This is a genomic window from Hymenobacter lucidus (genome assembly GCF_020447265.1).
Taxonomy (GTDB): domain Bacteria; phylum Bacteroidota; class Bacteroidia; order Cytophagales; family Hymenobacteraceae; genus Hymenobacter; species Hymenobacter lucidus.
Genome location: NZ_JAJADR010000001.1, coordinates 1,010,419 through 1,035,142, shown reverse-complemented (window position 1 = coordinate 1,035,142; position 24,724 = coordinate 1,010,419). Strand labels below are relative to the sequence as shown.

The window sequence follows — 24,724 nt, the reverse complement described above, 5'->3', positions numbered from 1 at the left end:
GCCGCCTGATCCGGATTGCTTTTCCCCGAATACATTTTATTTTTTCTCAATGCGTAATAAAGGACTCATTATCGCGCTTACGGTCGTCGTTTCGGCTTTGTGCGCGTACTTTCTCTTCTTCACCTACATTTCCCGTGGGGTGCAGAAGGATGCCGTAAACTACGCCTCCAAGAGCGGCAAGCTCGACGAGCGGCAGCGGCAGCACTACCTCGACTCGGTGTGGCGCGCCCCCGTGTTTGGCCCCTACACCTACCGCGACGTGCGCGCCTCGGAACTGGGCCTCGGCCTCGACCTGAAAGGCGGCATGCACGTAACGCTGGAAGTCTCGCCGGTGGAAATCGTGCGGGCTATGTCGGGCAACTCCAAAGACGTAAACTTCAACAAGGCGCTGGTGGAAGCCCAGACCATGCAGAAGACCAACCCGTCGACGCCTTTCACGGCCCTGTTTGCTCAGGCCTACCGCACCATCGCGCCCAACGATAAGCTGGCACGCATCTTTGCTAACACGACCAACAAGAGCCGGGGCATCGACATCAACTCGACCAACGAAAAGGTAATTGCCGCCATCGACAAGGAAGAGGAAGAAGCCATTGAACGCTCGTTCAACATCCTGCGCACCCGCGTCGATAAATTCGGCGTGAACCAGCCCAACATCCAGCGGGTGAAAGGCACGGGCCGCATCCAGATTGAGTTGCCCGGCGTGGATAACCCCGAGCGGGTTCGTAAGCTGCTCCAGGGCCAGGCCAAGCTGGAGTTCTGGGAAGTATGGCGTGCCGATGAATTCTCGCCCTACCTCGGCCAGCTCAACGAAGTGCTGACGGCCAAAGAAGCTGCCGACAAGCTGACCGGCACCGCCGCTACTCCGGCTACTGCTACCACCGACTCTACCGCTACGGCTGCCACCACGGCCGCCGGCGACTCTTCTTCGCTGGCCAGCCAGCTTGCCAAAAAGAAAACCACTACGGCCAAAGCCGACTCGACTAACCCCCAGCAGAGCAGCGCCCTGGCTAAGCTCTTCACGATGCCCGGCGCGCTGGGCTCGAACGTGCGTGACACGGCCCGCGTGAACTCGATGCTGAAAATGCCCGAGGTACGCGCCGTACTGCCCGCTAACCTGACGTTCCTGTGGGGTGTGAAGCCCGACGTAATCGAAGGCCAGGAATACCTGCAGCTCTACGCCATCCGCAAGTCGCGGGAGGCTACCGCCCCACTCGGTGGCGAAGTAGTATCGGATGCCCGCCAGGACTACGACCAGGGTGGCCGTCCGGAAGTTTCGATGCAGATGAACCCCTCGGGCGCCAAGAAGTGGCAGCGTTTGACGGCCGCCAACATTGGCCGTCAGGTAGCCATTGTGCTTGATGACTATGTGTACTCGGCTCCCGTGGTGCAGGCTGAAATTGCCGGTGGCAACTCCAGCATTTCGGGCAACTTCTCGATTGAAGAAGCCCAAGACCTTGGCAACGTCCTGAAAGCCGGTAAGCTGCCCGCTCCTACCCGCATCGTGGAAGAAGCCGTAGTTGGTCCGTCGCTCGGTCAGGAAGCCATCAACCAGGGCTTGTATTCGTCGCTGGCCGGCTTGGTGCTGATTATGGTGTTCATGGCCCTCTACTACGGTAAGGCCGGCCTGGTGGCCGATGCCGCGCTGCTGTTCAACGGCTTCCTGATTCTGGGCGTACTGGCTCAGTTCGGCACCGCCCTCACCCTGCCCGGTATTGCCGGTCTGGTGCTGACCTTCGGTATGGCGGTGGATGCCAACGTACTGATCTTCGAGCGGATTCGGGAAGAGCTGGACCACGGTCTGACCGTGAAAGATGCCATCAACAAGGGCTATGCCCGCGCGTTTACGGCCATCTTCGACTCGAACGTAACCACGATGCTGATTGCCGTTATCCTGGGCTTCTTCGGTACGGGTCCGGTACAGAACTTCGCCATCACGCTGGGTATCGGCGTACTGACCTCGTTCCTGTCGGCCGTGTTCGTGTCGCGCCTCATCATCGAGTGGCTGACCCGCGGTAAGGAAACGACCAGCATCACCTTCAGCACGCCTATTTCGCGTCACCTGTTTAAGGGCCTGAACTTCGACATCGTGGGCAAGCGCAAGATTGCCTACATCACCTCGACGGTTTTCATCATCATCGGCTTCGTGCTGATGTACATTCAGGGCGGCCCCAACTTGGGCGTTGACTTCCGCGGTGGCCGCAGCTACGTGGTTGACTTCAACAAGAACGAAGTTGCTTCCGACGTAAAGGAAGCCCTGGCCGATGACTTTAAAGGCGCCGGTACCGAGGTAAAAACCTTCGGCGCGGCCAACCGCCTGCGTATCACGACCGGCTACCTGGCCGAGGACGAAAGCACTGCTGCCGACGAGAAAGTGCAGAACGCCCTGCTGGCCGGCCTCAAGCAGTACGGTGCCGACAACCCGCAGATCAAGAGCACCTCGAAAGTAGGCGCCACCATTGCCGATGACATCAAGAAGACTTCGGTGCTGAGCCTGGGCCTGACGCTGCTGGGTATCTTCGTGTACGTACTGTTCCGTTTCGAGCGGTGGCAGTATTCGATGGCCGCCGTTATTGCCCTCTTCCACGATGCGCTGCTGGTAATTGCGGCTTACCCCATTGCCCGCGCCTTTGGCCTGAACTACGAAATGGACCAGATCTTCGTGGCTGCCGTGCTGACCATTATCGGCTTCTCGATGAACGACACCGTGGTTATCTACGACCGGATCCGGGAATATCTGCGGGAGAATCCGCACCTGACCTTCGCGCAGGTAGTAAACCCCGCGCTGAACAGCACCTTCTCGCGTACTATGATTACGTTTACTACGGTGTTCCTGGTGGTAATCGTACTCTACATCTTCGGTGGTGAAACGCTCCGCTCGTTCTCCTTCGCCATGATTGTGGGTATCATCTTCGGTACGTATTCGTCGCTGTTCATCGCTACGCCGATTATCCTGGACACCTACGGCCGCAAGGAGGCCCGGGAGCGTGGCACGACCACCTCGACGGTCATCACCGACGCCGACGCGCCCAAGCTCTCGACGACGGTGCAGTAAGGCCCACGGATTCATTCGGATTTGCCGGATGAGTCGCAATTTGTGGATGATTAAAAAAGCCTGGTTCGTAAGGACCGGGCTTTTTTATGCCTCATACCGAAGCCATGTACCAACACTTTTTGTAACTTTTATTACCGCGAGGCAACCTTTTTCCGCAAGCCTGCGAGTCGCTGGATATAAACCCCGCAGCCGTGCCCCACGCCGAACACGACCCCGAGATGCTTATTGCCTTGCTGGCAGGCTGCCAGCGGGCGGAGCGCGACGCGCAACGGCGGCTGTATGGGCTGTACTATAGCTTTGCCATGAGCATTTGCCTGCGCTACACCCGCACCCGCGACGAAGCAATGGAAGCCGCCAACGACGGGTTTATGAAAGTATTCCGCGACGTAAGCCGCTTCGACGTCACCCGGCACGAAGTCAGCGGCTCCTTCCGGGGCTGGCTCAAGCGCATCATGATTCACACCGCCATCGACCATTACCGCACCCAGGGAAAGCATCAGCACCAGCAAGAGCTCAATGATGCCGCCTACGCCGAGGCCGACACCGGCAACTCGGCCCTCGATATTCTCTCCTACGAGGAGCTGCTCCGGCTTATTCAGCAGCTTTCCCCGGCCTACCGTACGGTGTTCAACCTCTACGTCATCGACGGCTTTACCCACGAAGAAGTAAGCAGCCAGCTGGGCATCTCGGTTGGGGCTTCCAAATCAAACTTGTCGAAGGCGCGCGCCCACCTCAAGAACATCCTTAAACAAACCAGCCATCATGCGTACGCCGGATATGTCGGATGAGGAGCTCGACGCGCTGTTTCAGCAGAGCGCCGACAACTACCCCGACGAACACAACCTCAGCGCCTGGCTGCAGATGGAGCGGAAGCTGGAGGAAGCCGCCGTGCAGCAGCTCGTGCGCCAGCGGGTGCTCCGCATTTTCGCGCTGGAAACGCTGGCACTAGCGGTAGGCCTGCTGGTATGGCTGGGCTTCTCGGCCCAAACCCCGCTGCCCAAGCTGGCCGCCGGCATGCTCACCACCACCGACGCCAAACAAACCAAGCTGGCCCTAGCCGCCGCCCAAACCAAAGCCGCCCGGCCCGCCGCAGTTTCTGCCCAGACCAGTAATTCCCGATCAGCTTCGCCGAAAACCCCGGCCGTACCCGTAGCAAAGGCAGTGGCAGCAGCAACTCAACCAGCAGCAGCACCCGCTTCCGCTGCTGAAGTGACAGCACCGGAAGCAACAAAAAATTCTGCCCATCCGCAGCACCAGTTACGGCCCGCGAAACTCCACCCGGCCCTGGTGCTACTGCCCGTGCAGCCCACGCGCAAACCGAAGGCTATGGCCCGTAGAGAGGCTTTTACGGCTAGTGACTATGGCACCGTTTCAGCTACGATAACAGTAGATGCGCCGAGCCGACGCAACCACCCGCTGCCAGCTCAAGCCCTGTTGTTGCCAGTACCTAAATCCGAAACCCCAGTGGCCAGCGTACCTGAAACGACTTCTGGTCACTCCGGCGCTTTGGCTCCGGCAGCGGCTCGCCACATTTCGCAAGACACCCCAACTTCCCCGGTACCCGCACCTGCTGTGCCCGTATCGTCGGCCGAAACGGTAGCTCCTGAAGCAGCTGTTGCAGCAGCTATACGGCCGGGTAGTGAGCCCCTACCCGACCGTAATTCAGGAGCCACCCTGCCCGATTCGGCAGCTCCGACCGCCGTAGAGCCGATTCCGGCAGTACTTGCGCCGCGGCCCGCCATAGTTCAGCCTGATTCAACTCAGCAGCCCGAAAAACCCCGGCGTACCAAGCCCACTTACCGCTTCAGCGTGGGGTTGATGTATGCGCCGGAGCTAAGCACTGTGCGCTGGGAAAAGACCACGGCCGTGGGCAGCAACCTGGGTATTATGGCCGAATACCGGCTGACCAACCGCCTGCGGATCAATGCGGCAGCCATTCGCTCGGTGAAGCGCTACATAGCCCGGGGCTCCGACTACCACCCGCCAACTGGCTACTGGAGCAACAATTACGACATCGACGTAATAGACGCCACCTGCCGTATCACCGAGGTGCCCATCAACCTGCGCTACGATGTGCTACAGCGGGCCAATACCACCGTGTTTGCCTCCGTGGGCCTGTCTTCGCTGCTGATGCGCCACGAGCGGTACCTCTACTCCTACCAGTACTACGGCAAGCCTGCCACCAAAGACTGGAGCCTGGCCAAAGGCTCGAACCACTGGCTGAGCGTCGTTAACCTGTCGGCGGGCTACGAGCGGAGTTTGCCGGGCCGCTGGTCGTTGCAGGGCGAGCCATTTGTGAAGGTTCCGCTGGGTGGCGTGGGCTTCGGCAAAGTGAAGCTTAGCAGCGCCGGCGTCTTTTTCTCCCTCAAATACAGCTTGCTGCCTACCGCGCCGGCCTCGGTTACGCCCTAGCGCGCTTTTTCTTCTATTCCTCGTTTTCTTTCCTGTTTCTATGCTACGCCCAGTACTTTTTCTGGTTGGCGGACTAGCTATGCTCAGCAGCTGCGCCTACGACAATGCCGAAGAGCTGTTTGCCAACCAGCCTACCCCGGATTGTGAGGTAGCCAGTACGACCTACGCCACGACCATTGCGCCGATTCTGGCCCAGAACTGCCGCACCTGTCACAACACGCAGCTACCCTCGGGCAACGTGGCGCTGGACTCCTACGCCCAGGTGAAGCGCTACGCCGACAACGGGCTGCTGGTAGGTGTGGTGAGCCACGCCAACGGCTTCGACCCCATGCCCCAGGGTATGCCCAAGCTCTCCGACTGCGACATTGCCCGCATCAAAAAGTGGGTCGACGACAAGGCTCCCAACAACTAGCACGGCCATGAAACGTCTTTTCTTACTCGCGTTGAGCTTGTTGCCGCTGGTAGCCGGGGCTCAGCAGAAATACTCTACCCGCGCCGGGCTGATTACCTTCTTCTCCGGCACGCCCATTGAAGACATCGAAGCCCGTAGTACCCAAACGGCCGGCGTGCTCGATATGAGCACCGGGCAGGTAGCCTTCAGCGTACCCATGAAGTCGTTTCAGTTCAAGCGCACCCTGATGCAGGAGCACTTCAACGAGAACTATGTGGAGTCGGATAAGTACCCGCGGGCCACGTTTGCGGGCCAGGTGCTGAACTTTCAGGCCGAGCAGCTGCGGCAGGCCGGCTCCCAGTCGGTGCAGGTAGATGGCGACCTGACCATTCACGGAGTGAAGCGCCGGGTGCGGGTGCCGGGCACGCTGGAGCTGAAGGATGGACGGCTGCTGATCAAATCGAAGTTTGCCGTGGCCCCGGCTGACTACAACATTGAAATTCCGGCCCTGGTCCGCGACAATATTGCCAAAACGGTAGCTGTGACCGTGACCTTCGACTGTGCGCCAGCCAGCCAGCCCCAAACGCCCCTTTCCCGATGATGCTACCGATGACTACCCTTCGTTTTATTGGCTGGAGCCTGTGCTGCAGCCTACTGCTCGTGTGCGGCACGCCCGCACTGGCCCAGGATGAGTTGCTGCAGGAACTGGAGAAAAAAGCCGCTGACAGCACTCAGACTCCCGGGCCCAACTACACCCAGGCCACCTTCAAGGGCACCCACATCATCAACAGCCAGTCGATTGAGACGCCCGGCGAAGGCACGCTGCTGTTTCTAATTCAGCACCGCTTCGGTACGCTCAACAGCGGGGCCTACAACTTCTTCGGGCTCGACCAGGCTGTGCTGCGCCTCAGCTTCGAGTATGGCCTGACGGATCGGCTGGCGCTGGGCGTGGGCCGCAGCTCCCAGGAAAAAACCTTCGACGGGTTCGTCAAATACAAGGCCCTGCGCCAGAGCAGTGGCACGCACGCCATGCCGGTTTCGGTAACGCTGCTGGCCAGCTCGGCCCTCACGTCGTTGAAATTTCGGGAGCCGGAGCGCACCACCAGCACCCGCCTGGCTTACACCTACCAGGCCCTGATTGCGCGCAAATTCAGCTCCAATCTGTCGGTGCAGTTCATGCCCACGCTCGTACACCGCAACTTCGTGGAAACGACCCGCGACCAGAACGACGTGTACGCGCTGGGTGCGGCCGTGCGCCAGAAAATAACGAAGCGCCTGGCCCTCACCGCCGACTACTTCTACCTGCTGCCCGGCGCCACCGCCGACGATATGCGCAACGCCTTGGGCGTGGGCATCGACATCGAAACCGGGGGCCACGTGTTTCAGCTGCACTTCACCAACGCCCAGGGCATGATGGAAAGCCTGTTTGTACCCCGTACCACCGGCAACTTCTTCGACGGCGACATCTACTTCGGCTTCAACGTGAGCCGGGCCTTTACGGTGAAGAGTCGGTAAGCCACCCATAAGCCCGCAAGTGCTGTCGACAATCAAATTTATTTTTTCGATTGTCGACAGCCCCATCCTTGGCCGCTCAAACCTATTCCGCCACCCATAAGACCCGGCCGGCAGTAGCGTATCCTTACCCAAATTATTTGAAGCGTTTCGGCCATGGCCGAAACGCTTTTCCAGTATTATTGGCGTCCTTTTAGGAGTTTTATGAGGAAAGCCGGACTCTTCTCCATCACAAACGAGAGAGGCTTGCTGACCAGACCCGACAGAATATCATTACAGAATATATTGCTCCAATGAAATACTTACCGCCTACCCGCTTTATGGGCCTCGTCTGGTTGCTGGGGTTGCTGCCATACAGCAGTGCCGCCCAAACCTGGCAATGGGCCGTAGCGCCGGGCAACACCCCCATCAGTGCTTCCGAAGTAACGGCTATGGTGCCGGATAAAGACGGCACTACCGTTGTGGCAGGCTATTTTTCCGGTACCATCACGCTAGGCCGGTTCACGCTGACCAGCTCGGGGCCGGCGGATGTATTTGTGGCCCGGCTCGACAACTCGGGCAACTGGCTGCAGGCCGTGCGCGCCGGCAGTGGCAACGCCTGCCTGGTTTCCGCCTTGTTGATAGAAGCCGACGGAACGGTGGTGGTGGGAGGCTCCTTCTCGGGCCGGGCCATTGATTTTGGTTCGTTCCGACTGATCAACGCCGACAACTTCGGAAACTCGGAGGATGTTTTCGTGGCGCGGCTAAACCAGGCCGGCACGTGGGTGCAGGCCGTGCGCGCGGGCGGCAATTCCATTGACGGCGTGATGAACATGGCCCTCGATAATCAGGGCAACGTGGTAGTGGGCGGGAAATTTGCCAGCGCCGTGGCTTCGTTTGGGCCGTTTCAGCTCCCCAATGCCTACGTTGGAACCGGTGGCTTTGCCAGCGACGACGTCTTTGTAGCCCGCCTCAACCGTTCGGGAGCCTGGGTGCAGGCCGTGCGCGCGGGCGGCCCCAGCCATGATTATCCCACTGACCTGGTGATGGAGCCCGATGGGACCTTTGTGGTGGCCGGCAACTTCTTCAGTGCTGTGTCTAGCTTTGGCGCCATTGACCTCCAAAATACTGGCCAGGAAACCGACGTATTTGTGGCGCGGCTAAGCCCTGCTGGCACCTGGATAGCAGCTTTGCGCGCCGGCGGCCCCAACTACGACTCCGTGAGCGACATTGCCCTGGCAGCGGATGGCAGCCTGGTGGTGGCCGGCAGTTTTAATGGGCCTTCCACCGCCATCGGCAGCTTCACGCTACTCAATACCGACAACACGGGCACATACCCCGATGCCTACGTGGCCCGGCTCGACCGTGCGGGCACCTGGACCCAGGCCGTGCGGGCCGGCAGCCCCGACAGCGACGCGGCTATCCGCATTGTGCCAAACGCCGATGGCTCGGTGACGGTGGCCGGTTATTTCACTGGCCGCGCCTCTTTTGGCTCTTTTACCCCGAGCAGTGCAGGCGGCAACGACATTTACGTAGCCCAGCTGTCGGCTGCCGGCCAGTGGACCCGCTTTCAGCAAGCCGGCGGCCCGGGCAACGACGGGGTGCGGGGCTTCTATCAAAAAGACAGCAACAACTTCACCATTGCCGGCTACATCGGCTGGCCCACGGCACAGTTTGGAACTATCACGCTGGCCAATAAGCACACGTTGTTCTCCAACGCCTTCGTGGCTCATTATAGCAGTAGCGCCGTTGATCCGGTTGATCCGCCCGACTCGGTCTTTACCACCGCAGCCTTCACCATCCCGAATATTATTACCCCCAATGGGGACAAAAAAAACGACGTATTCCGGTTTAGCAACGCCCCTGTGACAGACTTAGCGCTGTACATTTTTAACCGCTGGGGACAACAGGTGTATACCAGCACGCACTACCAGCAAGATTGGGATGCGGCGGGTTTGCCTACCGGCATGTACTATTATTATGTAGTGCCGGCCGGTGGCGCGTTAGTCAAAGGCTGGCTGGAGGTGGTTCGTTAGCCGGTGCATTAAGCCACAAAAAAACGCTCCGGCTTGTGGCCGGAGCGTTTTGCAACTTGGATAAGGCAAAGCTATTGCCTCAAAGAAAAGCTACACCGTAATGCCTTCGGCCACTACTTCGGTTACTTCGGGCACCATGCGCTTGAGCAGGTTTTCGATGCCGGACTTGAGCGTGACGGTGGCTGAGGGGCAGCCCGAGCACGAGCCCTGCAAGTTTACGGTAACTACGCCGGCCTTGTACGAACGAAAGGTGATGTTGCCGCCATCCTGTTCCACGGCGGGGCGCACGTAGTTTTCGAGCAGGTCGATAACCTTCTGGCTGATCTGCTGATCCTGCTCGGAGGCGTCGCCGGTAGCGGCGGCATGCTGGGCGGCTTTCTGCTCCGCGGCGGGGTCTACGGTGAAGATGGGGCCGCCCGCCTCCACGTACGACTTCAGGAAGGTGCGCAGCTCGGGGATGAGGTGCGTCCAGGTGAGGTCGGAAGTTTTGGTGATGGTGACGAAGTTGGAGGCAATAAATACGCGCCCCACGTAGTCGAAATTGAACAGCTCCTGGGCCAGCGGCGAGTTGGCGGCGGCCTCCAGGTTCGGATAATCCACGCTCACCCCGTCGCTTAGTAGCTGGGTGTTGAGCACGAATTTCATGGATTCGGGGTTGGGGCTGGCTTCGGCGTAAATGGAAACCGGGGCAGCGGGCGAAGTGAGGGTATCAGCCATGTTTGAAAGACTTGGAGACGAATATGAAGACGCGAAGAAGGCGCTGAGTAGAGTAACAGCGGCGGCGGTAAAACCGTGCCACCGCCGATATGTTCCAAAGGTACGCAAGCTGTTGCGTTTCCGGCTACAGTGGAGTAGCCGTCGGGTGCTGGTGCTAGGCTTTGTTGGCCCGGGCCCGCAGCAGCATGTCGGCCACTACCAAGTTGGTCATGGCATCCACAATGGGCACGGCGCGGGGCAGCACGCAGGGGTCGTGGCGGCCTTTGCCGGCCAGCGTAATAGCTTCGCCCTGGTCGTTGATGGTAGGCTGAGGCTGCAAAATAGTAGCCACGGGCTTGAAGGCAACCCGGAAATAAATATCCTGCCCGTTGGAAATACCGCCCTGAATACCGCCCGAATGGTTGGTGCGCGTACGCACGGCGCCCTGCTCGTCGGTATAAAAAGCGTCGTTGTGCTCGGAGCCAAATAGCAGCGTGCCGGCAAAGCCGGAGCCGTATTCGAAGCCCTTCACGGCGTTGATGCTTAGCATAGCCTTGCCCAGCTCGGCGTGCAGCTTATCGAATACTGGCTCGCCGAGGCCGGCGGGCACGCCCAGCACCACGCCCGTCACGAGGCCGCCCACGGTATCCTGCCGGTCGCGGGTCTGGCGGATCAGCGTGGTCATCTGCTCGGCCGTTTCGGGGTGAGGGCAGCGCACCATGTTACTTTCAATTAAGCTCAGATCGAGCTGCTCGTAGCCCACGGGCACGGCCACGGCCCCCACCTGCGACACATAGCTGAGCGCCGTGATGCCGTGCTGGGCCAGAAATTGCGCGGCAATGGCCCCGGCGGCTACGCGGGCAGCCGTTTCGCGGGCTGAGCTGCGGCCCCCACCCCGGTAATCGCGCCGGCCGTATTTCTGGTCGTAGGTATAGTCGGCATGCGAGGGGCGGTAGGCGTGTTCGATGTGGGAGTAATCGTGGCTGGCCTGGTCCTGGTTGCGGATGAAGAGGCCGATGGGCGTACCGGTGGTCTGGCCCCCGAAAATGCCCGACAGCACCTCTACCTGGTCGGCCTCGCTCCGCGGCGTCGTCAGCTCCGACTGCCCCGGGCGCCGCCGGTCCAGTGCCTGCTGAATAGCGGCTACCTCGACGGCAATACCGGCCGGACAGCCATCAATAACAACGCCGATACCCGGCCCATGCGACTCGCCGAAGGTGGTAATGCGGAATAAAGTGCCGAAGCTATTCATGGGCAAAAATTCAGTTCTGGTGCCGCAAAGAAACCGCTAAAACTTGGTTTGAACAGGGTGTTTCAGAGCCAACGCGCAAAACCCGGCCGTTCCGGCAGAAAACCAGTCGGCTACCCTGCCACCGCTCCGGCTTCAGCGCCCGCTGCGCCACCACCCAAACACGGCCAGCAGTGCCAGCGCTAGCAGAATGTAGTTGGCGTAGCGCTTCACATCGACGTAGGCATCGAGCGGCTGCAGCGAGTTGTCGGCCGAGTTGAGCACCTCGCGGTAAAACGGGTCGTCGGGCCGCGCCGTGAAGCTGCCGGCGCTGCTCGCGTTACCTTTCACGTCAGGCTTCACCTCGGCCCGCAGCGTGTCGTAGCGAGCGGTAGTGGGGTTGAATATGACCAGTGAGAAGATGCTGTCCAGGGCCAGCACGCCTGGCTGGCGGGCAATGAGGCGGTACTGAAACCGCTTGGTGCCGCCCACCCGCCCGGCCTGGCGCGTAATACCCAGCTCCGTGTCGGGCCCGTACACTTCCACGCCAGCCAGTACCTGCGGCACGGGAGCCGCCAAGGCTGCCAAGTTGCCCTCGCCTTCCACCGTGAAGGAATACATGAAAGCCTGCCCGGTGCGAAAAGTGGTGCGGTTGATGGCCTCACGCAGGTGGTAGTCGCCTACGGGCACTTGGTCACGCAAGGGATGAGGCGGCAGGGGCTTCACAGTAATGGTGCGGGCCGTGGTGCGGTAAGTTTTAAAGCCTTCCATGCGGTTGTCAAGGCCAGCTTCGGGTTTCTTGGCCACCCGGTATTTCACCATCTGTAGCGGCACTTCCGGAAAGGTGAGCGGCTGGGTATTGAGCGGGTAATATTCGGCCTCGTAGAGCCGATAGCGCAGGTAGGTTTTGCCGCCGGCCACCACGGTTTCGGGCACTATTTCCTGCTCGTTGAAAGGCTCTTCCCAGGCCGTGCGCTGCCGCATCAGCTGCAAAATATCGGGCAGCTGCCCGCCAAAGTTGTAGAAGCTCAGCAGGCCTTGGTCGGCGGGGGTGAGGTAGAAATACAGCCCCACGTGCACGCCTTCGCCCACATACACCGCCGTTTTATCGGGCACCAGGGCCAGAAAGGCGTTGTCGTGCGGTTCGATATACTCCTGGGGTTTGGGCTTGCCAAAGAGCTTGTCGAGCAGCCCCAGGCCCTGAATGGCGCCCCCAGCCGGCGGCGCGGTGGGAGCCGCCTGCTGGGGCAGCACCTGCAGCTTGGCCCCGGCCGACTGCACCGCCAGGCCGTTCACGGTCATCGAAAAAGGCTTCAGCTCAAACTCTCCTTCGGCATAGGCCGCGTAGCGCTGCGTAATGGTCAGCTCCGTGGACGTCTGCCCGCCCACGATACGCGTGGTGGTAGTGCTCGACTTGCTGCTTTTCTTGAAGCCCTCAATGTCGGGAAAGGGTGAGTAGCGCTCCAGCGGCGCGCCCCGCAGCCGAAAGCTGATCAGGAAGTAGTCGTTGACCGGAAACGAGGTGCGCCCCAGCACGATATCGGCCTGCGCTGCCGCCGTTGCCTGCGCCTTCACACCGTGACTTGCGAGGAAGCAAACCAGGAGCAGCAAAAAAAACAGGCATACTTTACCAACCATCCGACAAAGAAAAAGAGGCCGCAAAGCTACGTAAAAACCTTGCTACCAGTCTAGAAACGCCACTATGGGCGCTATCAGCCCGGCTATATACCCTTTTGTTTATAAAGAAATTTCCGGACAATACCAATCCGGTTTTGGAGCTGCGCCGTAAATCACCGCAAATAACCCCAAAAACTTCTGGGCGGCATTCTACAAAAACGGCTTTTGGGCCGTGCTGGCCGCGCTTTGCCTTTACTTTCCTTTTCACCCTTATCACTTCCTCCCATGTCCAAGATCATCAACTCCAGTGAGGATGAGGCCGGTTTTGCCCAGCCTCTCTACGTTCCGATTAAAAGACGCTCTTTCTTCATGTATGCCGGCGCTACGGCTGGCGCTACGGCCCTGCTGCTCTCGGGCTGCAGCGACGATGACGACACGGTAACCCCCAACGGAACGGTGAGCTTGGGCTCGGGCGACGTGGGTGTGCTCAACTATGCTTACGCCCTAGAGCAGCTGGAAGCAGCTTTCTACGCCGCTGTAGTAAAAACTCCCGCCACGGATTTCAAAACCGGTGAGTTGGCGTATTTCACCCAGGTAGCCGCCCACGAAGCTATTCACCGCGACTTTTTCAAGGCGGCCATCAACCGTGACGCTCCCGGCAAGATCATTCAGGATCTGACCCCCGACTTCTCGAAAATCACCTTCACCAGCCGCCAGTCGGTGCTGGAAACGGCCCGCACGTTCGAAGACCTTGGCGTAGCTGCCTACAACGGCGCCGGCAAATACCTGAAGACGGCTGCTTACCTGGTTATTGCCGGTCAGATCGTATCGGTGGAAGCTCGCCACGCGGCGTATGTGCGTGACTTGATATCCAACGGCACTTTCGCTGATTCCTCTATCATCGACGCTACCACCGGCCTAGACAAGGCTATGGAGCCCGTAGACGTTATCAGTGCTGCTCAGGCCTTCATCAAAGAAAAGCTGGATGCCACCAGCGTTGGCAAATAGTTTCTCCTCCGTTTAACGACTCCATATCATGAACATATTTCGCATCATTGAGCAATTGTCGGAGGTAGACGCCGATGTCCTGGGCCGCTTCGATTCCCGTCGGGCTGTTTTCAAAACCCTGGGCGAAACCGCCAAGAAGGGTGCCCTGGCGGCTGCTCCGGTTTTCGTAGCCTCGCTATTCCAGAAGGCCTACGGCCAGACCACCAAGCCCTCGGTTATTGAAGTCCTGAATTACGCCCAGACGCTGGAGCTGCTGGAAGAGGATTTTTACGCCAAGATGATTGCCGCCGGTCAGGTACCAACCGGTGCTCCGGCCGCAGCCATTACCCTGATCAAACAGCACGAAACGGCCCACGTAAAGCTGTTGGATGCTACTATCAAGGCACTAGGCGGCACTCCCGTAACCGGCATCAAGTTTAAGTCGTCGGTATTCCCCGCCGACTATGCCACGCAGCTAGCCTATGCTCAGGCGCTGGAAGACACCGGCGTGCGGGCCTACAAAGGCCAGGCTGGCAACCTGATGGGTGCCATGGCTGGTACCACCAACCTGCTCCAGGTAGCCCTCCAGATTCACTCGGTCGAAGCTCGCCACGCGGCGCACATCCGCACCATGCGTGCTCAGCCGTCCTGGATTCCGGCCTCCGATTCGAGCCTGCCCGCTCCGCTCGGTCCGGTATACACCGGTGCCATTCCCGAAAGCAATACCACGCAGTCGGGTGTTGATATCACCAAGCTCGGCGCTGGCTATAGCGCTACCGATGCAGCTGCTTCGTTCGATGAAATTCTGACGATGGCTGAAGTAACCGACGCCTCGCGCGCCGGTGGCCTGATCGGTGCCTAAGCATCCGGCTCAAAAAGCAACTCATAAAACGGCTGACTCCAACACGGAGTCAGCCGTTTTTATTTAATAACCAGCGGTAACGCACGCAACTTTTCCAAACCCGCGTTACTCTTCTCCTTGGTGCATCCCGGTTTATCGGAGTACCTTTGCAGAGGCTGCTTATTCCCTATAAAGTGGCTGCATCTTTTCGCTGGCATATTCCTAGCTAATGTCCGAGTCTGCTGTTTCCTCTTCCTTTCTGGCCCGCACCATGCGCCGCCGCTCCTTCTTCCGGGTAGCCGGCGCTACCGTAGCGGCTTCTACGCTGGTACTGGCCGGCTGTGCCGACGACCCTGTCGCTCCTGACCTATCGACGCCCGGTACACTCAACTTAGGCTCCGGCGACATTGGCGTGCTAAACTATGCTTATCTGCTGGAACAGCTGGAAGCGGCCTTTTACCAAAAGGTACTCGACTCGCCGCCCACCGACTTTACCCCGGCCGAGTTGGCGGCTTTCACCGAGCTGCGCGACCATGAAGTGATTCACCGCGAGTTTTTCAAGCAGGTACTTGGCACCAGTGGTATTCCCACCATGACGTTTGATTTCACGTCGATCAGCTTTACCTCGCGCGCCTCGGTGCTGGCGGCGGCTCGTACGTTTGAGGACGTGGGAGTGGCTGCCTACAACGGCGCTGGTAAGCTCCTCACGACCAAAGCCACCCTGGGCCAGCTCAGCAAAATAGCTTCTGTGGAGGCTCGTCACGCGGCCTTTATCCGGGACTTGCTTCAGCTTTCCCCTTTCGCGGATGTAGTTGAAACCAGCGGACCATTTACGGGTGCGGCTACGGCCCTCACGCCCGCGCAGGTAGTGGAGGCCATTGCCAAGTTCACGCCCTTCCTTGTTATCATCGCCGATTTGCCGACGTCCTAAGCGGGTTTTTGCTCTTACGATTCTCTGTCATGAATATCCTGAAATTACTCGCTGACCTGTCCGCTGTCGACCCCGATTCCTACGAGCGAATCAGTGGCCGCCGGGGCGTGCTGGCCAGCCTGGGCCAAACCGGCCGGCGGGCCGTAGCAGCGGCCGTACCGCTGGCCTTCGGCACCGTACTGCAAAAAGCCTACGGCCGCCGGGCCGCTACCATCGTCGACGCCTTTAGCCTGGCCCTGACTCTGGAATACCTGGAAAGTGACTTCTACACCCGGGCACTGGCCTCTACCAGCCTTGTGTTTCCCGGCAACACCCGGACCGTTTTTCAGGCTATTGCCCAGCACGAGCAAGACCACGTAACGTTTCTGCAAAAGGTGCTGGCTGATTCGGGCGTGGCAGTACCGGCCAAGCCCAAGTTTGATTTCACTGGCAGCAAAAACAACACCCGGCCTGCTCTGTATGCCGACGTGTTTCAGAACTTCGGCACCTTCCTGAAAGTGGCGCAGCTGCTGGAAGACACCGGTGTGCGGGCCTATAAAGGCCAGGTAGAAACTCTCGCTACTGATAACGACCTGCTGGAAGGCGCGCTCCGGATTCACGCCGTGGAAGCTCGTCATGCCGCGCACATTCGCGGGATGCGCCGCACGCTGCTCGGGGCCAACGTCCGCAACTGGATCAGCACCCGGGATGAGGTCATCACCACGCCTGGGGTTACCGATGCGGTATACGCCGGTGAAGAAGTAGCTCGCCAGGGCCTGATTGATCTGGTAAACTATTTCCCCACCGATACTTCCCAGATCCTGACGGGTACCAAAGAGCAGGTGACCATCAGCCTAGGGGAGGCTTTCGACGAACCGATGACGGCAACTACTGCCAGCAACATAGCCAGCCTTTTTATCTACGTATAGGCACTCAAACCCTTCTTTGAGGCGAGTTTGAAAGAACGGTTTCGACCGTTCTTTTTTTTGTATTAAGAAAAGATTAAAAAGCCTGCTCAGCTTGCACTATCAAAACTTATTCTTGTATCTTTCAATAAAGTTGATGCTTTCCACCTCTGTGGCCGCAGCTTTTTTAGCGGCTCTCGTATACTCAGTTCTGCTCCCCAATCTACACTTCCCAACCTACCCAAAACAACCTTGACCGATGCTGGAATACGCTAAAACCATCCTGCTAAAAGTCAGTTTCGACAAAATTCTATTTGAGAAAGAGCTGCGCAAAGCACTGCGCATGCTCGTCCCGGCCGAGCTGGCCGAGCTGAAAGCCTGGTGCTACCAACAGTTTGCCAAAATCTACCGCCGCATCCTGAACCGCGTGTTCGTTACGGCTGCCCCGACCGGTACGCTTTAAGCTCTTTCTCTTTCCCTATTATTCGTCTTCTGGCAACCCAATTTGAGCATCCGCTTCGTCCACGACGAAGCGGATGTTTCGTGTCAGGCCGGCATAGCCCGTGCGCTTCACCGCCGACTGCCGGAACAGCTCCGTAAACAGCTCGTGCGTTATTTCCTGCCAGTCGTTGGCCTTCAGGTGGGGCAGTTGGGCGTGGGGCCGAAACTGCGGCTCCTGGTGGGGCTTAGCAAAACGGTTCCAGGGGCACACGTCCTGGCAGATGTCGCAGCCGAACACCCAGTTGCCAAACTTGCCCGCCACTTCCATCGGAATCTGGTCTTTCAGCTCAATGGTGAAGTAGCTGATGCACTTGCTGCCGTCTACTACGTAGGGGTTGGTAATGGCGTCGGTGGGGCAGGCATCCACGCACTTGGTGCAGGTGCCGCAGTAGTCCTTGATGGGGCCATCGTAGTCCAGGGCTACGTCCACGATTAGCTCGGCAATGAAGTAGAACGAGCCCACGCCGGGCGTAATCAGGTTGGAGTTTTTGCCCACCCAGCCCAGCCCGCTCTTCTTAGCCCAGACTTTATCCATCACCGGCGCCGAATCGACGAAAACCCGACCGCCCACCTCCCCTATTTCCGCCTGCATGTCGTGCAGCAGCTCCTTCAACTTGTCTTTGATGACGAAGTGGTAGTCGCGGCCGTAGGCGTACTTGCTGATCTTGAGCGTATCCTCCGGCTGCTGGTCTTCCGGGGCCGGGTAGTAGTTCAATAGCAGCGAAATAACCGACTTGGCCCCGTCTACGAGCAGGCGCGGGTCGAGGCGCTTGTCGAAGTGGTTGGCCATGTAGCTCATCTTGCCGTTCATGTTCCGGTTTAGCCAGCTTTCCAGCCGCGGGGCTTCCTCTTCCAGAAAGCCGGCCTCAGAAATGCCGCAGTACATAAAGCCCAGCTCCGCCGCGCGGCGCTTGATGAAAGCAGTGTACTGGGCGGTGGGGAGCATGATTTTCGTGAATAGCTGACTACAAAAATACGGCTTTCCTTCCCGTCTGTCATCCTGAGCAGAGCGAAGGACCTTCCTCACCTACCCCACGGCAGCTATTACTAGCACAAAAAGCCCTCTTCCATCCGCTGGAAAAGGGCTTTTTCACACTTAATATAGCTTGTCACTCAGATGAGGAAGGTCCTTTGCTCTGCTAAGGATGACAGCCGAAATAAGCTAACCTTTACTCGTCCTGCCCGCCGAACAAATCCCCAGGGGAGTTGCCGCGTAGGTGCTGGGGCATAAGCTTGCCGAGGTGCTTGTAGGCAGCTTCGGTGGCTTCGCGGCCCCGGCTGGTGCGCTTGAGGTAGCCTTCCTGAATCAGGAACGGCTCGTAGACTTCCTCGATGGTTTCGGCTTCCTCGCCGCAGGCCGTAGCAATGGTGCTGATGCCCACGGGCCCACCCTTGAACTTGTCGATGATGGTGTTCAGGATGCGCTTGTCCATGTCGTCGAGGCCGCGGGCGTCCACGTCGAGGGCATTAAGGGCAAACTGGGCAATATCGACGGTGATGGTGCCGGTACCTTTGATCTGGGCAAAGTCGCGGGTGCGGCGCAGCAGGTTGTTGGCAATCCGCGGGGTACCGCGCGAACGGCGGGCAATTTCGAAGGCCGCATCCTCATGAATCGGCGTGGCCAGGATTTCGGCCGAGCGCATCACAATGTCGGTCAGCAGCTTGGCGTCGTAGTACTCCAGGCGGGAGCTGATGCCGAAGCGGGCCCGCAGCGGCGAGGTAAGCATGCCGGAGCGCGTAGTGGCCCCGATGAGCGTAAACGGGCTCAACGAAATCTGCACCGAGCGGGCATTCGGGCCCGAATCGAGCAGAATGTCGATGCGGTAGTCCTCCATGGCCGAGTACAAGTACTCTTCCACCACAGGGTTCAGCCGGTGAATCTCATCAATGAACAGCACATCGTGCGGGTCGAGGTTGGTGAGCAGGCCGGCCAGGTCCGAGGGTTTGTCGAGCACCGGGCCCGAGGTCATCTTGATGCCCGCGCCCAGCTCGTTGGCAATGATGTGCGACAAAGTTGTTTTGCCCAGGCCGGGTGGGCCGTGCAGCAATACGTGGTCGAGGGCCTCACCGCGCTGCTTGGCGGCACCCACGAAGATCTGCAGGTTGTCGACTATTTTGGCCTGGCCCGTGAAATCGGCGAAGCTGAGCGGGCGCAGGGCCTTGTCAATCTCCTTCTCCCCGGATTCCATGTGGTCGTTGCCACCGGTCATGAATGGTTCGCGCATAGCAGGACTATATTCAGTTGTTGCGTTGAATAAAGGTAACGCTTTCGAGGCCCGAAATGCTCCCCTTTTTTAGTAAAATCCGGTATTTTTTTCACCTTTGCTACTACTTATATTAGCAATATCGGTATTGTTGGCCGATAGTTGCCTGGAAATAAGGCTTTCTTAGCTACTTGCGGCCTTATCTGCCTTTCCGATGACGTTTTCCCTCTCCGATACCTGGCTTACCCAGCTGCCCCTTGACTTCTACGACCAGCTGGCTCACTGCCTTTCCCTGCACGGTATGGTGTGCGCCGAGCTTTTCAGCCGCCCCGGCACCGAGCTGGTGCAGCAGTTGGCGGCCCACACGCCGCTCGATGCCGCCAAGGTAGCCGAGCTGAACACGATTCAGAGCCAGGAGCAGCTGCTCGAAGCCCTGCACCAGCAGCCCGCCCTAGTCTACGACATGCTGCTGCTAGGCCGGCTGGGCCTCGATACTTCCCTAGCCGAGCCGGTGCTGCGCTTTGTGCAGCAGCAGATGTACGTCTCGGAAGAGCAGATTGCGGCTATCAAAGCCTACTGCCTGGAGCTGAGCGAAACGTTTCTGGGCTCGGTAGAACAGCACCTGGCCGAAACCGACCGCGCCGTGGCCGGGCAGCTGGGCCAGCACCGGCTACATATCGAGCAGGCCTTTTTTCTGCACAGCGACGCCGTGGAAGTTGGCACCGAACCGGCAGTGCTGCTCACGGTAGCTACCGTGCGCTTCAACGACCCGCAGCTGCAGATGATCCGGCTGGCGGTGCTGCTCGTGTTCAGCCTGCCCACGGATACCGATCTGCCTTTCATTCATGCCGTGGCGCGCATGCCGGCCCTGCAGCCCGAGCAGCTGGAGCTGATGTCGGGCCGACTGGGCACGCTGCAGCCCGGCGACCAGCTGGCCCTCACCATGCCCGAGCTGGTGCTGCTCTACCAGGCCATGCAGGTGTGCGGACTAGTGTTCGTGACGGATGTGCTGGCCACGCTGGGGCTGGAAGACTTTATGGGTATCGGGGAGCCCGAGGCTGCGCCCAGCCCCGAAACCACCGGCCGGGCGCCCATGACCAGCCGGCAGGCGGTGGGCGAAATGGTGAGCGGCTTCACGGAATGGGTGCAGGCCAACTTCGACGACGCCGATGAAATAGCCCAGGCCCGCCAGGAAATTGCCGACCTCACGGATTTGCTGTAGAAACGCCTAGTTGCGTCTCTACAGCCGCGCCGTTGGTAGAATTCGGGCAATGATCAAGACGCAATTATGCGTCTCTACAATGTGCAGTGGCTGTTATTGCAGCGGCGTGGGCAACAGCACTTCTATTTCGAGCTGCAGCCAGTCTTCATCCCATACTTTGTGGGTGAGGCGGGCCGTGAGGTGATAACCGGCATCGAGCAGACGGGCACTGGTTTCGTTGCGCACTTCGGGCAGGTAGCCCAGCCAGATGCCGCCTTCGGCCTCGGTGGTCAGCACTTTCACGGCCCAGTCGTCGTATTTGCTGTCGGCTTCGCGGACCAGTTCCAGGGCCTGGCCCACGTAAAGCTTGGGCTCGTGCTGCTTGAGCTTTTCGCGGTGGGTGGTGCCGGCTACCAGGCATTCGAGCAGAATCAGGCCGTCGGGGGAAGAAGTGGGAGCAGTCGTCATGGGGCCAATTTACGCGACTCCCGCTATGTTTCTATTTTTTCGGCCCGCTCTCTGCTTTCGCTGGCTGGCCCACTGGCGTATTGTAGCTGGGCCTGAGTTCTTCTCCGAGAGGTTTCATTCCAACAGTTTCCGGCCAAAAACGGTATTACAACGCAATAGCACGCCCTTTCATTTTTCTCAGGCACTCTCCCATTTCTTAGCCAGTAGATGTATAGCAAAACCGAAGCAGCCCAGCTGCGCCAGGCCTTCTGGACGACGTTTGGGCAGTATATGGCCCCGGTGCCCTCGGCCGAAGGAGTGCCCACCAACTGGATTAACTACAAAACCGGCCTCAAGCACGTGTATTTCCGCCTGCGGGCCGACGTGCGCCACGCTACCATCAGTATCGACCTGACGCACTCCGATGCGGGCGTGCGGGAGCTGTTTTTTGAGCAGTTCCGGGAATTAAAACTGATGCTGGAGGAAAGCCTGGGCGAAACCTGGACCTGGGAGCAGCACTTTGAAGACGAAAACGGCCAGCAGATCAGCCGCATCTACCGGGAGCTACGGCCGGTGAATATGTTCAGCCGCGACGACTGGCCCGCGCTGATTTCCTTCTTCAAGCCCCGATTGATAGCCCTCGACGAGTTTTGGAGCACGGCTCAGTACGCTTTCGACGAGCTCCGGTAGTCCTTTGCATTCCTTGGTTGGAATATAGTACGGAACGGGTATCTGGCCTGATTTCTGCGCCAGCAGTGCCCGCGGGAGGGCTGTGTGGACGTGTATTATCTTTTCATCCTAACTTTTCTGTTACATGGTAAAGATTACCAGCTTATTGGGCCTGCTGCTGCTCACGACCAGCGCGGCCCTGGCCCAGCGCCAACCCACCCCTTCCCGCTACCTGATGCTGGTGCGCGAAATTGACGGCAACGATTTCGACGCCAACCGCCGCTCCTCCCTAACCGTTGTGGAACCCGATGGCACATTCAAAACGGAGGAAATACAGGTAAACGCCAGCCTTTATCCCAAGCGCACTATCAACGGCAGCATCAGCCGTTTCTCTCCCGATTCAACCGGCAATTCTGAACGGCGCGTGCGCTACAGCCGCAACCTGCTGTTTCAGGCCGAAACCCGGAAGGTAAACGAGCTTAGCGCCCAGGGCTGGCAGCTGGTAAGTACCACGCAGGAGGGCTTTACGACCCGCTACCTGTTTCGCAAGGACGCGGCTGCGCAATAACTGCCGGCTCTTTACCTCACTATTGCAGTCGACGATATGAAAAAGATTCTCGCCGTGCCGGCGCTACTAGCCATGGCCCTAGGCACCTGGGCTTTCTATCCCAAAACGGCCGCCGCCCCCGAATACATGGAACTGACGGTACACGCCAGCTCGGGCAAACCCACGCTGGTGATGATTGCACCGAACGGCGAAGTAACGGAGGAGAAAATGACCACCAAAGCCAAGGGCGACTACAAGTACCAAGCGCTGCTGGTAGTGAAGCTGAATGAGCTGCATCAGCAGGGCTGGTCGGTGGTACAGATGCAGCACACCGAAACCAGCACCCCCGATCTGCAGCACCCGCTGCTGGGCCCGGATGTGGTGCGCACGGCTACGTATCTGCTGGAACGGCGCTGAAATACCGATTTTTTAAAAAAGAAAAGCCGCTCCGGGATTCGGGAGCGGCTTTTTGTTTGGGCCCTCTTGGAGAAGTACGGCGCTTAGCTGACCCACCGCTCATGCTCCTGCACGATACGCCAAAAGCCTTTTTCCCGGCGAAGAACGTACGTGGTACTGCCACCACATGCACCTACGCCACCGCAAAAAAGGCTGATGTCAACAATGGCCGTTTGCAGGTCGCGCGAGAACAAAGGTCGGCTGACGTAAAAGAAGTAGCGTGTCTTATATCTTTCTCCCAATACGACCCTAGCCTGCTGGTTTCTTACTTCCTCCGGCAGGCGTTTTCTGATTGCCCACAACGTATCGACGGGCACGATCTGGAAGCCAGGCAGCAAGGACGGGCGCAGGCGAAACTCCACGGCTGAAGCCAGCTGCCGGCGCATGAAGGCACTGTCGGCAGCCGGTAGCTGCCCCTGCCTGACCAGCTCGCCCAGCAGGTTGCCCGACAGGTCAGGCCCGTAGCACTCCTCACACTTTTCGTTTGGTGGCAGCTGCGCGGGCGCACGGTCAAGGAAGGTGTTACCGGCGAAAAATGTCGTGCGTGGGTCCGCTCCGGGCACTAGTAGGCCCTGGGCCAGCAGGCCGCGCACGAAGCGGTGCAGGGTCGTATCAGGCACCACAGCACGCGCTTCGACCCGCGCCCGATGGTGGTGGAGGTACGGCGCTGCGGCAGCGTCCTTGTTGGTGTGGCTCCACCAGCCGGCCGGGGCATCAGTAGCCGACGAGCAGCCGGTAAGCAGCAGCATGGCGGTAAAGGCGCAAAGGATTACCAATCGAAATGATGGCATAGCGTTAGAAGCACAATTCAGGTTAGTCGCTGATGACGATATACAGCACTTCTTTCCTGCGCCAGCGGGTACCGGTTTTCTGGTAGACGCAGGTGCTGGTGTCGGAACCGGCCGCAACGTTCACCAAAGCGCGCGTGTGGTCTTCGGAAAACAAGGGCTTGCTGATAGCGAAAGTGGTGTAGCTGCCATAGCGCTGCGCAAGCGAATCGGTGAAGCGAAACTCGGCCTGCCACCCCAGCCGCTGCCGCAGGGCTCGAAGTGTATCCATTGGCAGCACCCGCACCCAGGGCTGCGGAATAGTGGCTTGCTGGTGACGGAAGAAGCTGGTCATCGTCAGCTGCCGCCGCATGTACAGTAGGTCGTCGGCGGAGAAATGCTGGCGGAGGCGCTGGTTGTACGGAGTATCGTCGGCGGCCAGCAGGAGCCGACCAGCCAGTCCGGTATAGCTCCGGTCGAGCAGCAGCAAGCGCAGCACCGGGGGCTGTTTGGGCTGCAGCTGATACCGGCCGTTCGGGCCGCGCTGCACCAGCGTCATGGCCTGAGGTTCCAGCTCTTCCAGAATGGTATTGACCAGTGCCCGCTGCTGGTCGGGGGCTGGCTGGGCCGATACCAGCCCCGCAGCACTTAACAGCCCAAGGCAGTATTGTATCGTCTTCATCGTATCTGTGCAGGTAACATAGCTTGCTCAGGCGAAGGCAGTGGAATTCTTGGAGTGCCCGGCAGGAAACAACGGTACCAGAGCTTAATCGATGCCCAAGTCATTGACGAAACTGTCGGTAAGCCGGATTTCATCCACCGGGACGCCGATTTTTTCACTGGTAATGCCGACTACTACGCGCTGCACGTCATACAAAGTGGCTACCGTCGGCAGCAGCTGCTCCTGATTCAGCGCCACCAGCCAATCCACGAAGTCAGCCACCGTTTTGCCTGCCCAGACCGGCGCACTTGGCTGCCCCAGCAGCCAGGCCGAAAAGCCAGTGCGCGGCTTTGGCAGCCCCGGAATTTTCAGGGCCAGACAACCCGCCAGCAGCTGTAGGCCTTCGGCTGCCGGGCCAGCGGGCCACAGCGCTTCGAGCTGAGTGGCTGCGGTAATTGATGCGGCCGGAAGCTTCTGCTGGCTCAGACACTGTAGCAGTGAAGCAAGCACAGCTGTGAATACCGCGGACCGGCTGGCCGCAACGGGAACCCGCAGGTGACGGCCGATGCACTCGGCCGCTTCGGCGACGGTGTCTATCCATTCCGCTTCGGTATCCGGTATGGATAAGTTGAAGCGCTTTTCGAAGGCTACCAGCAGCTCTACGGAGTCTAAACCCATGCGTAATAATAACCAGAAACGGCCGCC

Annotated in this window: 25 protein-coding genes; 16 read left to right on the top strand and 9 right to left on the bottom strand. The window is 59.2% G+C overall.

The annotated features are described in order from the left end of the window. The first annotated feature begins 49 nt into the window (after nucleotides 1-49). From secDF to LGH74_RS04400, 7 genes are all read left to right on the top strand, one after another. On the top strand, nucleotides 50-3,052 hold the full coding sequence (secDF, locus tag LGH74_RS04430; protein WP_226172562.1) for a protein translocase subunit SecDF: 3,003 nt from the start codon (nucleotides 50-52) through the stop codon (nucleotides 3,050-3,052). Between the two features lie 191 nt (nucleotides 3,053-3,243). Then, nucleotides 3,244-3,840: an RNA polymerase sigma factor gene (locus LGH74_RS04425; protein WP_226172560.1), complete on the top strand. Its 597-nt coding sequence runs from the start codon at nucleotides 3,244-3,246 to the stop codon at nucleotides 3,838-3,840. After that, nucleotides 3,815-5,464, top strand: a complete 1,650-nt coding sequence (locus tag LGH74_RS04420) for a hypothetical protein (protein ID WP_226172558.1) — start codon at nucleotides 3,815-3,817, stop codon at nucleotides 5,462-5,464. Before LGH74_RS04425 ends, LGH74_RS04420 begins: the two co-directional genes overlap by 26 nt. A 40-nt stretch (nucleotides 5,465-5,504) precedes the next feature. After that, nucleotides 5,505-5,876 (top strand): c-type cytochrome, encoded by a 372-nt coding sequence (locus tag LGH74_RS04415; RefSeq protein ID WP_226172556.1) that lies wholly within the window; start codon nucleotides 5,505-5,507, stop codon nucleotides 5,874-5,876. 7 nt (nucleotides 5,877-5,883) lie between these two features. After that, the gene (locus tag LGH74_RS04410) at nucleotides 5,884-6,456 is read left to right on the top strand and encodes a YceI family protein (RefSeq protein ID WP_226172554.1); all 573 of its coding nucleotides are present in this window, start codon (nucleotides 5,884-5,886) and stop codon (nucleotides 6,454-6,456) included. A gap of 8 nt (nucleotides 6,457-6,464) precedes the next feature. Then, complete coding sequence (locus LGH74_RS04405; protein WP_226172552.1) at nucleotides 6,465-7,370, top strand: DUF5777 family beta-barrel protein; 906 nt, start codon at nucleotides 6,465-6,467, stop codon at nucleotides 7,368-7,370. 290 nt (nucleotides 7,371-7,660) lie between these two features. Beyond that, entirely contained in the window at nucleotides 7,661-9,382 is a 1,722-nt protein-coding gene (locus LGH74_RS04400) for a T9SS type B sorting domain-containing protein (RefSeq protein WP_226172549.1), read from the top strand. 90 nt (nucleotides 9,383-9,472) lie between these two features. Here the strand turns inward: LGH74_RS04400 and LGH74_RS04395 are convergent, their stop codons facing one another. The 3 genes from LGH74_RS04395 to LGH74_RS04385 form a co-directional block, all read right to left on the bottom strand. After that, the gene (locus tag LGH74_RS04395) at nucleotides 9,473-10,099 is read right to left on the bottom strand and encodes a NifU family protein (RefSeq protein ID WP_226172546.1); all 627 of its coding nucleotides are present in this window, start codon (nucleotides 10,097-10,099) and stop codon (nucleotides 9,473-9,475) included. A gap of 154 nt (nucleotides 10,100-10,253) precedes the next feature. Further along, on the bottom strand, nucleotides 10,254-11,330 hold the full coding sequence (aroC, locus tag LGH74_RS04390; protein WP_226172544.1) for a chorismate synthase: 1,077 nt from the start codon (nucleotides 11,328-11,330) through the stop codon (nucleotides 10,254-10,256). Nucleotides 11,331-11,462: 132 nt separating this feature from the next. Further along, on the bottom strand, nucleotides 11,463-12,881 hold the full coding sequence (locus LGH74_RS04385; RefSeq protein ID WP_226172542.1) for a BatD family protein: 1,419 nt from the start codon (nucleotides 12,879-12,881) through the stop codon (nucleotides 11,463-11,465). A 327-nt stretch (nucleotides 12,882-13,208) separates the two neighbouring features. Between LGH74_RS04385 and LGH74_RS04380 the strand changes: the two genes are divergently transcribed. The 5 genes from LGH74_RS04380 (at nucleotide 13,209) to LGH74_RS04360 (ending at nucleotide 17,029) form a co-directional block, all read left to right on the top strand. Then, the gene (locus tag LGH74_RS04380; protein ID WP_226172540.1) at nucleotides 13,209-13,931 is read left to right on the top strand and encodes a ferritin-like domain-containing protein; all 723 of its coding nucleotides are present in this window, start codon (nucleotides 13,209-13,211) and stop codon (nucleotides 13,929-13,931) included. Nucleotides 13,932-13,959: 28 nt separating this feature from the next. Beyond that, on the top strand, nucleotides 13,960-14,772 hold the full coding sequence (locus LGH74_RS04375; RefSeq protein WP_226172538.1) for a ferritin-like domain-containing protein: 813 nt from the start codon (nucleotides 13,960-13,962) through the stop codon (nucleotides 14,770-14,772). Between the two features lie 208 nt (nucleotides 14,773-14,980). After that, complete coding sequence (locus tag LGH74_RS04370; protein WP_226172536.1) at nucleotides 14,981-15,682, top strand: ferritin-like domain-containing protein; 702 nt, start codon at nucleotides 14,981-14,983, stop codon at nucleotides 15,680-15,682. A gap of 29 nt (nucleotides 15,683-15,711) precedes the next feature. After that, nucleotides 15,712-16,590 carry a ferritin-like domain-containing protein gene (locus tag LGH74_RS04365; RefSeq protein ID WP_226172534.1) on the top strand — a complete coding sequence of 293 codons (879 nt, stop codon included), beginning with the start codon at nucleotides 15,712-15,714 and terminating at the stop codon, nucleotides 16,588-16,590. A 235-nt stretch (nucleotides 16,591-16,825) separates the two neighbouring features. Next, nucleotides 16,826-17,029 (top strand): hypothetical protein, encoded by a 204-nt coding sequence (locus LGH74_RS04360; RefSeq protein WP_226172532.1) that lies wholly within the window; start codon nucleotides 16,826-16,828, stop codon nucleotides 17,027-17,029. Nucleotides 17,030-17,047: 18 nt separating this feature from the next. Here LGH74_RS04360 and queG read toward each other — a convergent pair whose 3' ends face one another. Further along, nucleotides 17,048-18,013 carry a tRNA epoxyqueuosine(34) reductase QueG gene (queG, locus tag LGH74_RS04355; protein ID WP_226172529.1) on the bottom strand — a complete coding sequence of 322 codons (966 nt, stop codon included), beginning with the start codon at nucleotides 18,011-18,013 and terminating at the stop codon, nucleotides 17,048-17,050. Between the two features lie 223 nt (nucleotides 18,014-18,236). Then, the gene (gene ruvB, locus LGH74_RS04350; RefSeq protein WP_226172527.1) at nucleotides 18,237-19,292 is read right to left on the bottom strand and encodes a Holliday junction branch migration DNA helicase RuvB; all 1,056 of its coding nucleotides are present in this window, start codon (nucleotides 19,290-19,292) and stop codon (nucleotides 18,237-18,239) included. 193 nt (nucleotides 19,293-19,485) lie between these two features. Between ruvB and LGH74_RS04345 the strand changes: the two genes are divergently transcribed. Beyond that, entirely contained in the window at nucleotides 19,486-20,493 is a 1,008-nt protein-coding gene (locus tag LGH74_RS04345; protein ID WP_226172524.1) for a hypothetical protein, read from the top strand. A gap of 93 nt (nucleotides 20,494-20,586) precedes the next feature. Here LGH74_RS04345 and LGH74_RS04340 read toward each other — a convergent pair whose 3' ends face one another. Next, nucleotides 20,587-20,940: an HIRAN domain-containing protein gene (locus LGH74_RS04340; protein WP_226172522.1), complete on the bottom strand. Its 354-nt coding sequence runs from the start codon at nucleotides 20,938-20,940 to the stop codon at nucleotides 20,587-20,589. Nucleotides 20,941-21,147: 207 nt separating this feature from the next. Between LGH74_RS04340 and LGH74_RS04335 the strand changes: the two genes are divergently transcribed. The 3 genes from LGH74_RS04335 (at nucleotide 21,148) to LGH74_RS04325 (ending at nucleotide 22,552) form a co-directional block, all read left to right on the top strand. Then, nucleotides 21,148-21,609, top strand: coding sequence for a DUF4268 domain-containing protein (locus LGH74_RS04335; RefSeq protein ID WP_226172519.1), 462 nt, complete (start codon nucleotides 21,148-21,150; stop codon nucleotides 21,607-21,609). A 124-nt stretch (nucleotides 21,610-21,733) separates the two neighbouring features. Then, on the top strand, nucleotides 21,734-22,156 hold the full coding sequence (locus tag LGH74_RS04330; RefSeq protein WP_226172516.1) for a hypothetical protein: 423 nt from the start codon (nucleotides 21,734-21,736) through the stop codon (nucleotides 22,154-22,156). A gap of 36 nt (nucleotides 22,157-22,192) precedes the next feature. Beyond that, a complete protein-coding gene (locus LGH74_RS04325) occupies nucleotides 22,193-22,552 on the top strand; it encodes a hypothetical protein (RefSeq protein WP_226172513.1) in 360 nt (119 codons plus the stop codon). 83 nt (nucleotides 22,553-22,635) lie between these two features. Here the strand turns inward: LGH74_RS04325 and LGH74_RS04320 are convergent, their stop codons facing one another. The 3 genes from LGH74_RS04320 to LGH74_RS04310 form a co-directional block, all read right to left on the bottom strand. Beyond that, nucleotides 22,636-23,382, bottom strand: a complete 747-nt coding sequence (locus LGH74_RS04320) for a hypothetical protein (protein WP_226172510.1) — start codon at nucleotides 23,380-23,382, stop codon at nucleotides 22,636-22,638. 22 nt (nucleotides 23,383-23,404) lie between these two features. Beyond that, nucleotides 23,405-24,040, bottom strand: a complete 636-nt coding sequence (locus LGH74_RS04315) for a hypothetical protein (RefSeq protein ID WP_226172507.1) — start codon at nucleotides 24,038-24,040, stop codon at nucleotides 23,405-23,407. An 84-nt stretch (nucleotides 24,041-24,124) separates the two neighbouring features. Next, nucleotides 24,125-24,697 carry an acyl carrier protein gene (locus tag LGH74_RS04310; RefSeq protein ID WP_226172505.1) on the bottom strand — a complete coding sequence of 191 codons (573 nt, stop codon included), beginning with the start codon at nucleotides 24,695-24,697 and terminating at the stop codon, nucleotides 24,125-24,127. Nucleotides 24,698-24,724: the final 27 nt, after the last annotated feature.

Bases quoted from the DNA above. Each gene is read 5' to 3' on its own strand.
- queG (WP_226172529.1), bottom strand. From the start codon at position 18,013: ATGCTCCCCACCGCCCAGTACACTGCTTTCATCAAGCGCCGCGCGGCG.
- aroC (WP_226172544.1), bottom strand. From the start codon at position 11,330: ATGAATAGCTTCGGCACTTTATTCCGCATTACCACCTTCGGCGAGTCG.
- LGH74_RS04320 (WP_226172510.1), bottom strand. From the start codon at position 23,382: ATGCCATCATTTCGATTGGTAATCCTTTGCGCCTTTACCGCCATGCTG.
- LGH74_RS04395 (WP_226172546.1), bottom strand. From the start codon at position 10,099: ATGGCTGATACCCTCACTTCGCCCGCTGCCCCGGTTTCCATTTACGCC.
- LGH74_RS04315 (WP_226172507.1), bottom strand. From the start codon at position 24,040: ATGAAGACGATACAATACTGCCTTGGGCTGTTAAGTGCTGCGGGGCTG.
- LGH74_RS04360 (WP_226172532.1), top strand. From the start codon at position 16,826: ATGCTGGAATACGCTAAAACCATCCTGCTAAAAGTCAGTTTCGACAAA.
- LGH74_RS04405 (WP_226172552.1), top strand. From the start codon at position 6,465: ATGACTACCCTTCGTTTTATTGGCTGGAGCCTGTGCTGCAGCCTACTG.
- LGH74_RS04330 (WP_226172516.1), top strand. From the start codon at position 21,734: ATGGTAAAGATTACCAGCTTATTGGGCCTGCTGCTGCTCACGACCAGC.
- LGH74_RS04345 (WP_226172524.1), top strand. From the start codon at position 19,486: ATGACGTTTTCCCTCTCCGATACCTGGCTTACCCAGCTGCCCCTTGAC.
- LGH74_RS04310 (WP_226172505.1), bottom strand. From the start codon at position 24,697: ATGGGTTTAGACTCCGTAGAGCTGCTGGTAGCCTTCGAAAAGCGCTTC.
- ruvB (WP_226172527.1), bottom strand. From the start codon at position 19,292: ATGCGCGAACCATTCATGACCGGTGGCAACGACCACATGGAATCCGGG.
- LGH74_RS04340 (WP_226172522.1), bottom strand. From the start codon at position 20,940: ATGACGACTGCTCCCACTTCTTCCCCCGACGGCCTGATTCTGCTCGAA.
- LGH74_RS04375 (WP_226172538.1), top strand. From the start codon at position 13,960: ATGAACATATTTCGCATCATTGAGCAATTGTCGGAGGTAGACGCCGAT.
- LGH74_RS04370 (WP_226172536.1), top strand. From the start codon at position 14,981: ATGTCCGAGTCTGCTGTTTCCTCTTCCTTTCTGGCCCGCACCATGCGC.
- LGH74_RS04365 (WP_226172534.1), top strand. From the start codon at position 15,712: ATGAATATCCTGAAATTACTCGCTGACCTGTCCGCTGTCGACCCCGAT.
- LGH74_RS04415 (WP_226172556.1), top strand. From the start codon at position 5,505: ATGCTACGCCCAGTACTTTTTCTGGTTGGCGGACTAGCTATGCTCAGC.
- LGH74_RS04335 (WP_226172519.1), top strand. From the start codon at position 21,148: ATGTATAGCAAAACCGAAGCAGCCCAGCTGCGCCAGGCCTTCTGGACG.
- LGH74_RS04380 (WP_226172540.1), top strand. From the start codon at position 13,209: ATGTCCAAGATCATCAACTCCAGTGAGGATGAGGCCGGTTTTGCCCAG.
- LGH74_RS04420 (WP_226172558.1), top strand. From the start codon at position 3,815: ATGCGTACGCCGGATATGTCGGATGAGGAGCTCGACGCGCTGTTTCAG.
- LGH74_RS04325 (WP_226172513.1), top strand. From the start codon at position 22,193: ATGAAAAAGATTCTCGCCGTGCCGGCGCTACTAGCCATGGCCCTAGGC.
- LGH74_RS04410 (WP_226172554.1), top strand. From the start codon at position 5,884: ATGAAACGTCTTTTCTTACTCGCGTTGAGCTTGTTGCCGCTGGTAGCC.
- LGH74_RS04400 (WP_226172549.1), top strand. From the start codon at position 7,661: ATGAAATACTTACCGCCTACCCGCTTTATGGGCCTCGTCTGGTTGCTG.
- secDF (WP_226172562.1), top strand. From the start codon at position 50: ATGCGTAATAAAGGACTCATTATCGCGCTTACGGTCGTCGTTTCGGCT.